Below are 13,094 nucleotides of genomic sequence, written 5' to 3'. Positions count from 1 at the left end.
ATCATGTCATTTCATACAAAGAGGTGTTAGATTTACCTCTGTCTTTAACCCTTACGTACTTGAACACATGAATAAAAGAATCCTGGTACCCTATGATTTCTCTAAAGCATCTGAACATGGGGTGCGGTATGCTATTGATTACGCGGGTTCCCTTCCCGGTGTCGATTTGCAGTTCTGTCTGATCGCAGACCAAGAAGACCCTGAACGATTTGAAGAAGCGCGAACCCGGATTTCATCCGGAATCTCAAGAATCTTCCAGGGCGAATTATCATGGACCACGCTCATCCCAGGCTCTGTTGACGGGTTACTGGAGAAATGTACAGAAGAAAAGGCGGATATGGTGATCATGGGCACTGAGGGTTCCAGCAAGGCTGATGCCAATACAAAAACTGCAGAATTGGTTTTAAAGGCAATGTTTCCCGTGCTTGTGGTTCCTTCAGGGACAGAGGAGGAGTTTAAATTAGGCCGGATTGCATTGGTCCTGGGTTCCAATGAAATCGATGATCCGAATTTGCTTCACACCCTTTTGCAGATTGCCCGACGTTTTAATGCTTCGGTAACCGTACTGACCATTGCCTCGGAATCTGATCATTTTGGGTACACGGAACCGGAAGAGCGGAATGAACACCTTTTGGAATACTATCTGGAATCATTTTATTCCCATCATGTCTATATCAAGAATGAAGATGTGGTTGCAGGAATTTTTGACTACGTAGACGCCCACGATATTGACTTGGTTACGATTTTACCCAACAAACACGTAAAAAAAGGAACGCCTTCAGAGGGACGTCTTACCCGTATTCTGGCCCAACAATCCTCAACTCCCCTGCTCACAATCGAACACTAGAAACCTCTAATTCCTCAATTTGGGTGCTGCGTTCTGCCCGAATCAATCGTACGGATCCCAATCCCTTGTTTTATCGGATACATTTTTTTGAACAGGCGAGAAATTCAGGGATCCCAAATATTATGTACTTTGCCCCCTGGTTAAAAAACCTATTTACCCTATGAACCCTTCATCTCAATATGCCTCCTGGCACCACCCCTACAAACCCGCTCGGAAATACAACAAGCGGGTCGCCTATTTCAGTATGGAATTTGGAATTGATCAGGGGTTAAAAATTTATTCCGGAGGACTTGGTTTCCTTGCGGGATCCCACCTCAGATCGGCATTTGACCTGAAGCAAAATATGATCGGAATCGGCATGCTCTGGAAATATGGGTACTACGACCAGGGACGTGCTGAAGATCAGAGTATGGTGGCCCGAAGGAGTGAAAAACGCTATAACTTTCTGGAAGATACGGGAATCGAGGTGCGGATAACTATTAATGATAATCCGGATGTTCGCGTCAGGGCCTATGTGCTCAAACCAGAGATATTTGGCACTGTGCCACTCTACCTTCTATCCACGGACCTCCCTGAGAACGATTACCTCTCACAAACCATTACGGATAACCTCTATGACTCAAATGACGAGACCCGCATCTCCCAGAATATTGTCCTTGGGATTGGAGGAGCCAAAGTCGTCCAGGCCCTGGGCGGGGCTGATAAGTACCATCTCAATGAAGGCCATGCCCTCCCGGCCTTTTACCACCTCAAAAATGAAGGAGTCGATCCTTCCAGGTTTGTTTTTACCACACATACTCCGGTGCAGGCGGGTAACGTAGTGCGGAATGGGTATCATTTGAATTCCCGCGGATTCTTTGGCCGCACCCTTGCGGGTCCTGAGCTCCAGAAAGAATTGGTTGGGGAAGGCCTGAATTATACCGTGGCTGCCCTCCGGCTTTCAAACAAGGCCAATGCCGTTTCAAGGCTGCATGGCCAGGTGGCCCGGGGGATGTGGCAGTCGTTTGGTCTGGATCAGAAGATCACACATATTACCAATGCGCAACATCCGGGATTTTGGACGGATCCTGCGCTCGGCAAAGCCTTCCAACAAAAAAAGGCGGCATCCTTTCAAAAAAGGAAAAAGGAGCTGAAAACCCAGTTATTCAAAGAAGTGCTCGACCAGACCGGAAAGCTTTTCGATCCGGAGGTTCTGACCATTGTATGGGCACGGCGCTTTGCGGCCTATAAGAGACCGGACCTGCTGCTCCATGATTTCCCAAGATTTGTTGAATTAATCCGTCGGAAGGGACAAGCCGTACAAATAATATGGGCCGGAAAACCCTATCCCAAAGACTTCAACGCCATCAATACCTTTAATCGACTCGTTGAGGTTAGTAAAGGCTTTCCGAACCTGGCCGTGCTGACAGGCTATGAAATTGCCCTGTCCCGTCTGCTGAAATGCGGTTCGGATGTGTGGCTCAATACCCCAAGGATTACGCGGGAAGCCTCGGGGACCAGCGGGATGACTGCCGCCATGAACGGGACTGTAAACCTGACGGTCAACGATGGCTGGATACCTGAATTTGCGGATAAAAACAAGAACTCATTTGTTCTTCCCGAAGTAGATCCGGGCCAGCCCATTTCCGTACAGGACGAACTGGACAGCCGTCATTTGTATGAGCTACTTGAAAATGAGGTCATGCCGATGTACTATACAGACAAAACACAGTGGATGCAGCGCGTATTTAATGGAATAACGGCAGTAAACCCTGATTTTTCAAGCCATCGCATGGCAGACCAGTACTACAACACGCTCTACAGCGATTAACCCATGTTAAAAGGTTGTCCTGTACTCTGAAGGGCAGCGAACCAGAATTCGCCCTCAAGATCGATCTTCTTTCTTCGCATGACCACTTCATCTATCGGGAGGTAGACCAACTGGTTGTTGAGCAGGCCAACCACAAACCGGGTTTTGCCCGCCATGGCCCCATGCACAGCCTGATAGGCCAGTCGATTGCAGAAAATACTATCACTGGCATTGGCCGGGGCAGATCGAATAATGTAACTCGGGTCGATATACTTGATGGTGACCTCTGTCTGCTCGGCTTTAAAATAGGCGTCGATCCGCTCCTTGAGCAAAACGCCAATATCCTTGTGCTTGATGTTTCCCGAGGCATCCCTGATCTCAGAATCGGATTCAAACAAATGCTGTCCGGCCCCCTCGGCAACCACAATAACGGCATGTTGTTTGGCCTTTAGCCGGCGCTTCAATAAATTCAGGAACCCGTCCTTCCCTTCCAGTTGAAAAGGCAATTCGGGCACCAACAGGAAATTGACCTCGGGCATGGCCATAGAGGCAGATGCCGCAATAAAACCACTGTCCCTCCCCATTAATTTTACAATAGCAATCCCATTATAGGCCCCTTTAGCCTCATTATGGGCATCCCTGATTATAGGTGATGCCACATCAAAGGCCGTTTCAAAGCCAAAGGATTTATCGATTAGATCGATATCGTTGTCAATAGTTTTGGGAATTCCAATCACCGAAATATCCAGGCCGCGCTTTTCAACTTCCTGTCCAATAGCCTCACATCCCTTTAACGTGCCGTCACCACCGATTGTAAAAAGCATGTCAATGTTCATCCGCACAAGCGAATCGACAATATCGGAGGCTTTCTGGCCTCCCCTGGAAGAACCGAGGATCGTACCTCCAAATTGATGTATATCCCTGACCTTATCCGGGTTTAGATCGTGATATGGATGCGGATTATCAGGTCCAAGACCCTGATATCCATACGGAATCCCTATAATTCTCGGCACTCCGTAAAAATAGTGGAGCCCCATTACCAGACTGCGGATTACGTTGTTGATTCCGGGACACAATCCTCCACAGGTAACAATCGCAGCCGTCGTTTTGGCCGGGTCAAAAAAGATTTTTTTTCGGGGTCCGGCCTTCTCTACGGCAGCAGGAATGCCTCCCTCCTTCAAGCCCAGGGAATACGCTTCAAGACCGGGATTAAAAAGTACCTTCTGGGCATCGGTGACAAAATTAAAAAGCTTATCGCCTTTCTCACTGCTCAGCGGTAAGGGGGATGTAAGCGACGCCGGTCCCAGGGTCTTTATCTTAAATCGGTCAGTTTTCATGAGATGATTCTTTTTGGAATGGAAGGTTAGCGTCAGGTAAAGGTGCTCCATCAGGGCTTTATGCCACCCAGCTCGAGTTTTTCAGCAAAATAGTCGCAAAAATCCCGCATGGTGGCCGTCATTTTTTCATCCTGTGTGGCCTTCATAAACGTATCTGACATGGCCACAAGGGTCTGATGAAAGAAGACCTTCATCTCGTCCAGGGGCATATCTTTGGTCCAAAGATCGATTTTAAGGGATTCCTTGGATTTGTGATCCCAAACAGAAAGCAGCATGGCTTTGGCCTCCTGATCTTCAATCCCCCCATCCTCGGCTGACCATGTGAGTCCTTCGGGAACCCGGTTCTCATCCAGGGTTACCGTTAACGTAATCTCTGAGGTATGTTCTTGTTTTGACATTTTATTTTTGAGGTTTGTAGTTGGACTCCCTAAAAAGCTCCTCTTCAGGAAAAGCCAGCAGTTCTGAGAGTTCAAGCTCTTTTTTCTCCATAAAGGCACGGACAATCTGCCAACCCATGTATTGTCCGATGCGCCCCGGGGATTCATTATCCAGCAAGAGTCCGAATTTACTGAAGGGCGCCGTGTCCAGAAAACGAGGCCCGAGTTTTTTATCGGTGCTGTAGAGCAACTCCCGCTCTATGAAATAACGCCAGACCTGATTCTCATTTGCTTTAGCCCACTCCAGTTCGGAAGCGGAGTACTTTATCTTGACGGAATCCGCCGCCAAAGGCATCATGCGATCCTTTAGATACAACCCCTTCCCGTAATATACCATCTGAGCAATAAAACTGCGGTCTCCGGGGGGTGGTACACTTTTCTGATTGAATGCCCCGGCCACATCACTCACCATAAAGGCGGGATCCAATTCTTTAGAAACAAAATTGGGCAGTCCTTCATAAAAAGGATGGTCCGGGCCCAGATAGTTGTCCAGGCCAATGAGAAGTAGGGAATCCGTCAGGATAACCCTGTTCTTATAGTCTACATTTGAGGTGACGGTGAGCACCCCTGGTATGGGGGCCTGAGGAAAATAGTAGGCCACATGCTTAAAGTACAGTTCGAGTTCCATCTCATAGGGCCTGAAATCCGAAAATGATTTCCGAACTTCCTCCCGGAGCTGTCGCTGAAGCGTATCACTCATGGTGGAGATCCAAACCGAATCCGGAAACTGTTGCGGAAACAGGTAGGGATAATCCGCCTTAAGGCGCGGAAGGTCCTCCGGGGCCGAAGCTCCAAAGTCGAGATCGAATCGGGTGACCTGCAGAGAAATCGGTGTGTTTAACACGGCTTCTTCGATCCCAGGCTCGGGTCCGGCACATTGAATGAGCAGGATTATCATTACAATACCAATGGTCGTTTTGGGGAGTGACCCAACAATTCCTTTCAAGTCTTTCTTATTTAAGGGATCAGATGCTATTTTTACAAGGGCAAAGTTACCCTTTTTCCAATTCAATCCGAACACCTATGCATACAGAAAAAGTGATTAACCATATTGTAGACTGGCTCAAAACCTATGCTGAGGATGCAGGGATGAAGGGTTTTGTCATCGGGGTTTCGGGAGGGATTGACTCAGCACTGACCTCTACTTTATGTGCCCGCACCGGCCTGGAGCTTCTTTGTCTTGAAATGCCGATTCACCAGTCGCGATACCAGATCACACGGGCGGCAAACCACATTTTCTGGCTGAAGCAGCACTATCCCAATGTGAGATCAGAGTGGATAGACCTGACACCGGTCTTCGATAATCTGATAGCGGCCTTCCCTCCCGTGGATAACGAAGAGGACCGTTTGATGTCCCTCGCCAATACACGGGCCCGGCTCCGGATGACTTCCCTGTATTACTTCGCTGCCCTGCAGGGTCTGTTAGTGGCGGGCACCGGAAATAAGGTAGAAGACTTCGGGGTAGGTTTCTATACCAAATATGGGGACGGAGGTGTTGATCTCAGCCCCATCGCCGACCTGATGAAAACAGAAGTATACCAACTTGCAGAATTCCTGGGAGTGGGCGAAGACATCCTTCAGGCGCCACCTACCGACGGGCTCTGGGGGGACGATCGCACCGACGAGGACCAGATTGGTGCCTCCTATCCCGAATTGGAATGGGCCATGGAAATGGATTCCAGGGGTAAAAACGCTTCAGATTTTACAGGTCGCGAACAGGAAGTCTTTAAAATCTATAAAAAATTCAATACCGTTAATCGGCATAAAATGCTTCCCATCCCGGTCTGCACAATCCCGGATTCCCTGAAATCTACCTCTTAGCTAACAATCAGGTCATTATCTCGAAAAATAAAGGTCCTTTTCCATCACATCGGAAATTTATGGACACCTTTGTTATTCCCCTGACAAGTACTGTATATCCGGGGGATGTCTGTTTAAGACAACTCAAAAATATCAGCAAAAGCAATTGAAAATGATCAAAGTAATCGTTGCGGACAACCACCCCATTGTCCGATATGGTATCAGGGCCCTTCTCAGAGGAGCAGAAGATATTCGGATTATCGGAGATGTCCCCTCAACAAATGCCTTGTTTGAGATGCTCCAGGAGTATACCCCGGATGTCCTTATTCTGGAACTGGATATCCCTCAGATCAATGGCATCGCAGCCCTCAGGCATATTAAAGAAGCCTATCCCGATATCAAGGTGCTCATCTACAGTGGCCAATCGGAAGATGTATATGCCCTAAGTACCATACGGGCGGGAGCCAGCGGTTATCTTTCAAAAACTTCTGATTCCGAAAATCTCGCCACCGCTATACAGAAAGTAGCCCGGGGGAGTATGTTTATTACCAATGAGCTGGCCCAGCGTCTTGCTTTTGACCAGGGCAGCCAGAAACCCCGACGTTTTTTCAGAAAATTATCTACCCGTGAGGTAGAAGTCCTTAAAATGCTTGCCAACGGGAAGCGCAATAAAGAAGTTGCCCTGGGTCTGAACCTGAATGAAAAGACAGTTAGTACTTATAAGGCACGATTGATGAAAAAACTCAACGTTGATAACCTGGTGGACCTTTTGCAACAAGCCAAGGCCCTGGAACTCTATTAATCCCGCTCGATTTAATATCCGGCCGTAATCCCTGTTTTGCAAATCCTGCAGTATCCTCTCAGGAAAGCACCCTGTTTAACTTTGTGTTCAGCAGCTTATTGAGTTGGAGGTAATTCACAATTTCCTCCAGCACTTCTGAATGATCTTCAGAGCCCGCCCCTTCAGTCTTTTTTTGCAACGTTTCTATACGCCTTTTAATCAGGTAGCATCGGAGTGAGAGGATTGTTTCACTCACCAGTTGGGCAATAGAATTCTTTTTTGGTTTGGGATAGATATCCTTTCGCTCCCATTGATGGAGCTGATAGCGCTCTTCTTCCATCAAAATCGCTGAGATTTCGGAGGCCAACTCCTGATCCGAATCCCGCATCAGGTCCTGAATCTGAAATTCACCTTCCTCGTTAAGCTTCTCGATCAGGGCGAAGTAGATTTTCCGGAAATGTTCATGCGTGAGTTCAATCTCATCCTCCTGCAGGTCCAGATACACTTTCTCAAAAACACGGACTTCAGAGATTTCCGGCTCCAGGGTAAGTTCGCCTTCCTCGTTTTCCTTCAGTACCAGGTCCTCAAATTGCTGGGTTTCCATACCGTAGAGCAACAACATCTCGATGATTTTTCGCTCCAGTTCGTACTGAAGATCCACACGGTCATCCTCGGGTTGGGGCGGCACGACTTCCATGGGTGCAGGAGCGGGCTTTCGGCTTTGGTCCAGCGCCTGCTTTTTGCCCAATTGGGCCAGGGTACTGAACAGGACACCCTCTGAGACACCGAGCAGGGAAGCGCATTCCTGCACGTAGATCTCTCTTTTGATGCGATCCGGAATCCTGGCGATACTACCCACGATGTCCCTTACCGTTTCCGCTTTGCGTATGGGATCATTGGCAGCTTCCCGCGTAAGCAGTGCGGCTTTGAATTGAATAAAATCCTGAGCATTGTCTGTGAGATACGCCTCAATCGCATCTTTGGAATTGTTTCGGGCAAAACTGTCCGGATCCTCGCCCTGGGGAAAGGAGCAAATCCGCACATTCATGCCCTCTTCAAGGATAAGGTCTATCCCTCGTAAAGAGGCCCTTAGACCGGCCTCATCTCCGTCAAAGAGTACCACAATGTTTTGAGTAAGGCGGCGGATTAAACGGATTTGTTCAGAAGAAAGCGCAGTTCCGCTTGAGGCCACAACATTCTCAATACCACTCTGATAAAGCTGGATGACATCGGTATAGCCTTCGACCAGATAACAGACATCTTCCCTGGCAATGGCTTGCTTGGCGTAGTATATCCCATAAAGCACCTTGCTTTTATGATAGATTTCGCTCTCCGGTGAATTCAGGTATTTGGCCTGCTTTTTATGTGAACTCAGCGTTCTGCCCCCAAACCCGAGGACCCGGCCACTCATGGAATGGATGGGGAAAAGGACGCGTCCTTTAAACCGATCGAACCTCTTTTCTGAGCTGCCTTCCGCAGTTGCCGGCTTGACGATGGTCAATCCGGTTTTTTCTAAAAACTCGAGGCTATACCCTTTATCCAGGGCAGCTGAAGTAAAAGCGTCCCACTGGTCCGGATTGTACCCCAATCCAAAATGCCTTATGGTCTCTTCGGAAAACCCCCTTTCTTTAAAATAGCTGAGCCCAATAGCCTTGCCCGATTCTGTATTCCAAAGTGTATCGGAGTAGAATTCCTGAGCGTACTCGGTGACCAGCATCATACTTTCCCGCTCACTGGCATGCTCTTTCTCTTCCGTGGATTGCTGGGTTTCTTCGACCTCAATCTGATACTTCTTTGCCAGATATCGTATGGCCTCAGGGTATGTGAAGTGTTCATGCTCCATCAGAAAGGCCACGGCATTCCCACCTTTCCCACTGCTGAAATCCTTCCAAATCTGTTTCACGGGGGAAACCATAAAACTCGGGGTCCGCTCATCGGTAAACGGACTGAGTCCTTTGAAATTGGAACCCGATTTCTTCAATTGAACATAGTCGCCAATTACCTCCTCTACGCGGGCCGCTTCAAAGACTTTATCAATTGTACTTCTGGAGATCAAGAGCTTCGGGATTTAAAGGCTTAAAAGTAAGAAAAGCCAGGGCCACTGAAAAGGATTCCGGTATTCAAATCCATGTGCTGAAGGATTTATTACCTTTAACCAACGTATGAAGCTCTATCTGATGTTTATCCTTTTTTTCGGGACCCGCCCGGGCAAAACGAGGGAATCCCACCTTCCAGGGGTTTCCTGCCCTTTCTGCTCGCAGACGGGCCAGCTTAAAGCCCGGATTCAGCCCAGGTACATCCATATATTCTGGATTCCCGTTTACAGGTTATCGCCCTCCGAATTGATCCAATGCGGGCACTGCAAAAAAGCATATAGTAAGGGCGATTGTTCCCACGAAATGCAGGAGGCTTTAAAAAAGCTGAAAAACGAATAAAAAAAGGGCTCAAATGAGCCCTTATGATTTCGTGTGTCGGCGTTTCTAAATTTGAAGCTGCAGTCCAAAGGCAACAAAACGCTGTTCCACATCCGCATTCTGGAAAATTGGGTTTAAATCGTATTTCGCGTATAGGAGCACTCCCCCAATGCCTATATAGCCATTTAGACCGTAGATCAGATCACTGGTGTTATAGCCTCCTTTGAGTTTGTCCTTAACCTTGTTTCCATCCCGTGTATACTTGAGTTTCTGACGGGCTCCGATATTGAGCCCTCCATAAGCGCCAAGCCCTAATCGGAACTGATCCTTCAGCGAATACCGAACGCCGTGTTTTGATATCCGCTTGCGAGAGGGTCCGAATTCAAAGTATACGGGGACGACGAGATTATCCATCCTGAATTTTGATTTTCGCAGATCGTACGGAAATACCTCAAGGGTCGTTTGCCCATTCTCATTGACGAAATATTGGTTGTCTTTAGGTTTCAGACCATTGAACTGAAATGCAAAACCGTAATGGAAGCGAAGCCAGTTTGAATTCTGGAATACCCGGGTTCGCCAGGACCATCCAATTTCAAAAAAACGACTACCCGCTTTTTTATATGGTGATGCTTCTAAAGAAAGTCCCTGAACGTCGGCATTACTAAATCCAAAGGACATGACCAGATCGGAATACGTACGGCGGTCGTATCTGTAATTGTCCTCCCAATCCCAATCCCATCCCCAGGAATCACAACCAAACTCGAAAAACTCACAATCAAATTCGTCCTCATCGTCGGGATACTTATAGACGGTAACGCGTTCTTCCTTCTCGGAAATACTGTCCTTAAGGGCGAGTGTCTCATCCTTATTGCGTTCCAGAAGTGCAATTTCATTATCGATGATGGCCTGGCGGTTTTTGATGTTCGCCGCCCTTCGCTGTGCTGCCTGTTCCTTTAATAAAAGTGCTTCTGCTTCGTCGATTTCCCCGGCTTCAAACCTACCGTCGATTTGGATAACTTCCTTCTTAAGGGCTTCCTTTTCCTGTTTCTCCACGAGGTCTCGCTGAGCCCTTAACTCACGAATTTTTTCCTGATAGGCTTCTTGTCCGCTAACCTGTTGCAGGCAACAGAGGACCATAATTGGAATCAGTAATCGTACTAGTGTGTGCATAGTGATTGATTTTATTGATTGATGAATAAATTTCGCCCTTTTCACTTGGTGTGTGAGCCGGGTAACTTAAAACTTGCCTGTTGGCTATTCAGAGCGATCTGCCACGGCAGTGCGCACTTTATTATAGCCTGTTTTCAATTTTTTAAGGACCTTTTCCCTAAAGGACTCATCCAGTTCAGATTCAACTTCACCCAGTAACCTGGCCGGATTCACAGTTACAGTATCCGTTGGAATACCCTTGTTATCCGCAACCTGCATGGCCTGGGTCAGAAGCGCGTCCACTTCCGAATCACGTAACCCGTCCTTACTTTCTTCATCATCCGCAGCGGCGATCAAATCGGGCGTTGCAGACTTAAACTCCTCCTGAACATCTGTGGGAAAGACTTCGAGGGTCTGATCCGCTAAATCAACCTGTTTTACAGGTTCCGATTTATTTTTAGCCACCAATGGCGCCGTCTGTTTTTCGGTTGCTCTTTTATCTGCTTCCACTTCATCCGTCGGTTGTGCAGATGCAACCCCGGCCGGCAAATCGGATTTGAAGACCTCAAAATCTGTCTTTTGCTCACCCTTATTTAAAAGGTCGGGTTTATCAGCTTCAGGGCGTTCAACGACCCCATCGGTTTGCGGAATTTTCACGCTCGGTTCCTGTAGGAGGAAATATCCCAAAAGGGCGACTACACAAGCCGCAGCCAGGACCTTCCACTTCACTGAACCTCGTTTTACTGCTGGTGCTTCAGCGTCCAGTCGGGCTTCAATGCGATCCCATGAATCCGCCCTGGGTTTTACTTCCCTGGAGCGTATTCTTTTTTGTAATTCTTTTTCAAATTCAACGGGTGCCATAACGCGGGATTCTAGATTCGTTAATTTGTTTTTGCAGTAGTTTACGCGCCTTGTATAGCTGCGATTTGGATGTGCTTTCTGAAATGGCCAGCAATTCTGCGATTTCCGAATGTTTATAACCCTCTACTGCATAGAGTGTAAAAACTAGGCGATACCCTTCTGGCAATGCTTCGATGAGTTGTTCCAGGGCCTCCAGCTGGTAGGGATCTGATGACGGGGATTCTGTCACCGGGTCCTCCATTCTGGTTTCATCGTAAACCACAAAGGGTCGTTTGCGAAGAAAGTCTATGGCCTCCCGAACCATTATTTTTCGGATCCAACCTTCAAAACTGCCCTGTGAGCGAAACTCAGCTAGGGAACGAAACACCTTTACAAAACCATCGATCATTACATCCTCCGCATAATGCGCATCTTTCACATATCGCTGACAAAGTGCAAGCATGCCCGGCGCATAGCGCTCATAGATACCCTTCTGGGACTCGCGATGGCCTTCTGCAGCCTTGCGGATCTCAGACTTCTCATTTTGGAGTAATGAAATGATTTTCACTTTCATTAGTGCTTCTATTTCTATAGACGAGAGAAATCAAAAAAGGGTTGCCCGGGATGGGCAAAAAAAAAGAAAACGCAAGGATGGGATCAGATCTTTCGATCCACCACGTAATTAACCATGAGCTCCAGGGCCTGTTTATACGGGGATGCCGAATAAGGTTTGAGGATTTCCAAAGCCTGGTCCCTAAATTCGCACATACGCTGTTCGGCGTATTCCAATCCCCCCGAATCTTTGACGTATTGAATCACCTGCTTTACGCGCTTTCTATCCTTATTGTGATTCTTAATAGAATTTATAATCCATTTGCGCTGCTTCTGGGGAGCCTGATTCAGCACATAAATAAGCGGCAGGGTCATTTTTTGTTCCTTGATATCGATCCCCGTAGGTTTTCCGATCCGCTGCTCTCCATAATCGAAGAGGTCATCCTTTATCTGGAAAGCCATACCACTGAGCTCTCCGAATTTACGAAATACTTCAACCTCCGCTGAGTCCGGTTGGACCGAAGCGGCACCAAGACTGCAACAGGCGGCAATAAGTGTGGCTGTTTTTTGCCTGATGATCTCGTAATATACCTCTTCCGTAATGTCCAGTAATCGGGCCTTTTCGATCTGGAGCAGTTCCCCCTCACTGATTTCGCGCATGGCCACAGAAATAATCTGCAACAGGTCAAAATCGCCGTGGTCCACCGAAAGCAGCATTCCCCTGGCGAGGAGAAAATCCCCTACCAGAACAGCGATTTTATTTTTCCAAAGGGCATTAATGGAAAAAAAACCGCGTCGCTTATAGCTTTCATCGACTACATCGTCATGTACCAGGCTGGCGGTATGGATAAGCTCAATGACCGAGGCACCCCTGTACGTTCGCTCATTTACATTCCCCTCATTGAGCAGTTTTGCCGTGAGAAAGACAAACATCGGCCGCATCTGCTTGCCCTTCCGATTCACAATATAATAGGTGATCCGGTTCAAAAGCGGCACTTGGGAGCGCATGGATTCGTGGAACTTAGCTTCAAAAAGCTCCATTTCCTTTTCTATGGGTTCACGAATCTGTGCGCTAATTTTCAAATGAAGGAATCTGTTTCGTTCGTCAGCTTGTAAAATTAGCCAAAAATTGCCTTTGTACAGAGGTT

General features: G+C 47.7%; 13 protein-coding genes. 5 read left to right on the top strand and 8 right to left on the bottom strand.

Annotated features, from left to right (window positions below; all coding sequences use genetic code 11):
• Positions 1-67 precede the first annotated feature (67 nt).
• Entirely contained in the window at positions 68-847 is a 780-nt protein-coding gene (locus tag QU605_RS13775) for a universal stress protein (protein WP_289725900.1), read from the top strand.
• 160 nt (positions 848-1,007) lie between these two features.
• A complete protein-coding gene (gene glgP / locus QU605_RS13770; protein ID WP_289725899.1) occupies positions 1,008-2,657 on the top strand; it encodes an alpha-glucan family phosphorylase in 1,650 nt (549 codons plus the stop codon).
• Here glgP and QU605_RS13765 read toward each other — a convergent pair.
• Genes QU605_RS13765 through gldB form a run of 3 tightly spaced genes read right to left on the bottom strand, consistent with a single transcriptional unit; the run spans position 2,654 to position 5,308 of the window.
• A complete protein-coding gene (locus QU605_RS13765) occupies positions 2,654-3,973 on the bottom strand; it encodes an ATP-dependent 6-phosphofructokinase (RefSeq protein ID WP_289725898.1) in 1,320 nt (439 codons plus the stop codon). The two genes, glgP and QU605_RS13765, sit on opposite strands and share 4 nt — an antisense overlap.
• A 50-nt stretch (positions 3,974-4,023) precedes the next feature.
• Complete coding sequence (gene gldC, locus QU605_RS13760; protein ID WP_289725897.1) at positions 4,024-4,371, bottom strand: gliding motility protein GldC; 348 nt, start codon at positions 4,369-4,371, stop codon at positions 4,024-4,026.
• A gap of 1 nt (position 4,372) precedes the next feature.
• A complete protein-coding gene (gene gldB, locus QU605_RS13755; protein ID WP_492008285.1) occupies positions 4,373-5,308 on the bottom strand; it encodes a gliding motility lipoprotein GldB in 936 nt (311 codons plus the stop codon).
• A 125-nt stretch (positions 5,309-5,433) separates the two neighbouring features.
• Between gldB and nadE the strand changes: the two genes are divergently transcribed.
• Together nadE and QU605_RS13745 are read left to right on the top strand one after the other, a co-directional pair.
• Complete coding sequence (gene nadE / locus QU605_RS13750) at positions 5,434-6,231, top strand: NAD(+) synthase (RefSeq protein WP_289725895.1); 798 nt, start codon at positions 5,434-5,436, stop codon at positions 6,229-6,231.
• 151 nt (positions 6,232-6,382) lie between these two features.
• Positions 6,383-7,012, top strand: coding sequence for a response regulator (locus tag QU605_RS13745; RefSeq protein ID WP_289725894.1), 630 nt, complete (start codon positions 6,383-6,385; stop codon positions 7,010-7,012).
• A gap of 58 nt (positions 7,013-7,070) precedes the next feature.
• On the opposite strand, the gene dnaG is transcribed toward QU605_RS13745, so the two are convergent.
• Positions 7,071-9,047, bottom strand: a complete 1,977-nt coding sequence (gene dnaG, locus QU605_RS13740; RefSeq protein ID WP_289725893.1) for a DNA primase — start codon at positions 9,045-9,047, stop codon at positions 7,071-7,073.
• A gap of 106 nt (positions 9,048-9,153) precedes the next feature.
• Between dnaG and QU605_RS13735 the strand changes: the two genes are divergently transcribed.
• Complete coding sequence (locus QU605_RS13735; protein ID WP_353655892.1) at positions 9,154-9,426, top strand: zinc-ribbon domain-containing protein; 273 nt, start codon at positions 9,154-9,156, stop codon at positions 9,424-9,426.
• A 45-nt stretch (positions 9,427-9,471) separates the two neighbouring features.
• Here QU605_RS13735 and QU605_RS13730 read toward each other — a convergent pair whose 3' ends face one another.
• The 4 genes from QU605_RS13730 to QU605_RS13715 all read right to left on the bottom strand — a co-directional run bounded on the left by QU605_RS13730 (position 9,472) and on the right by QU605_RS13715 (position 13,029).
• Positions 9,472-10,575, bottom strand: coding sequence for a hypothetical protein (locus tag QU605_RS13730; RefSeq protein WP_289725892.1), 1,104 nt, complete (start codon positions 10,573-10,575; stop codon positions 9,472-9,474).
• An 84-nt stretch (positions 10,576-10,659) separates the two neighbouring features.
• On the bottom strand, positions 10,660-11,415 hold the full coding sequence (locus QU605_RS13725) for a hypothetical protein (RefSeq protein ID WP_289725891.1): 756 nt from the start codon (positions 11,413-11,415) through the stop codon (positions 10,660-10,662).
• Positions 11,402-11,962: an RNA polymerase sigma factor gene (locus QU605_RS13720; RefSeq protein ID WP_289725920.1), complete on the bottom strand. Its 561-nt coding sequence runs from the start codon at positions 11,960-11,962 to the stop codon at positions 11,402-11,404. Before QU605_RS13720 ends, QU605_RS13725 begins: the two co-directional genes overlap by 14 nt.
• An 89-nt stretch (positions 11,963-12,051) precedes the next feature.
• The gene (locus QU605_RS13715; RefSeq protein ID WP_289725890.1) at positions 12,052-13,029 is read right to left on the bottom strand and encodes a polyprenyl synthetase family protein; all 978 of its coding nucleotides are present in this window, start codon (positions 13,027-13,029) and stop codon (positions 12,052-12,054) included.
• Positions 13,030-13,094 lie beyond the last annotated feature (65 nt).

The organism is Robiginitalea aurantiaca, from assembly GCF_030380815.1.
GTDB classification, from domain to species: domain Bacteria; phylum Bacteroidota; class Bacteroidia; order Flavobacteriales; family Flavobacteriaceae; genus Robiginitalea; species Robiginitalea aurantiaca.
This window is presented reverse-complemented; position numbering and strand designations above follow the sequence as displayed.

What these genes read in the sequence shown, in the direction of transcription:
- gldB (WP_492008285.1), bottom strand. Translation starts at nt 5,308, where the DNA reads ATGATAATCCTGCTCATTCAATGTGCCGGACCCGAGCCTGGGATCGAA.
- gldC (WP_289725897.1), bottom strand. Translation starts at nt 4,371, where the DNA reads ATGTCAAAACAAGAACATACCTCAGAGATTACGTTAACGGTAACCCTG.
- QU605_RS13775 (WP_289725900.1), top strand. Translation starts at nt 68, where the DNA reads ATGAATAAAAGAATCCTGGTACCCTATGATTTCTCTAAAGCATCTGAA.
- QU605_RS13765 (WP_289725898.1), bottom strand. Translation starts at nt 3,973, where the DNA reads ATGAAAACTGACCGATTTAAGATAAAGACCCTGGGACCGGCGTCGCTT.
- QU605_RS13730 (WP_289725892.1), bottom strand. Translation starts at nt 10,575, where the DNA reads ATGCACACACTAGTACGATTACTGATTCCAATTATGGTCCTCTGTTGC.
- QU605_RS13745 (WP_289725894.1), top strand. Translation starts at nt 6,383, where the DNA reads ATGATCAAAGTAATCGTTGCGGACAACCACCCCATTGTCCGATATGGT.
- nadE (WP_289725895.1), top strand. Translation starts at nt 5,434, where the DNA reads ATGCATACAGAAAAAGTGATTAACCATATTGTAGACTGGCTCAAAACC.
- QU605_RS13725 (WP_289725891.1), bottom strand. Translation starts at nt 11,415, where the DNA reads ATGGCACCCGTTGAATTTGAAAAAGAATTACAAAAAAGAATACGCTCC.
- QU605_RS13735 (WP_353655892.1), top strand. Translation starts at nt 9,154, where the DNA reads ATGAAGCTCTATCTGATGTTTATCCTTTTTTTCGGGACCCGCCCGGGC.
- glgP (WP_289725899.1), top strand. Translation starts at nt 1,008, where the DNA reads ATGAACCCTTCATCTCAATATGCCTCCTGGCACCACCCCTACAAACCC.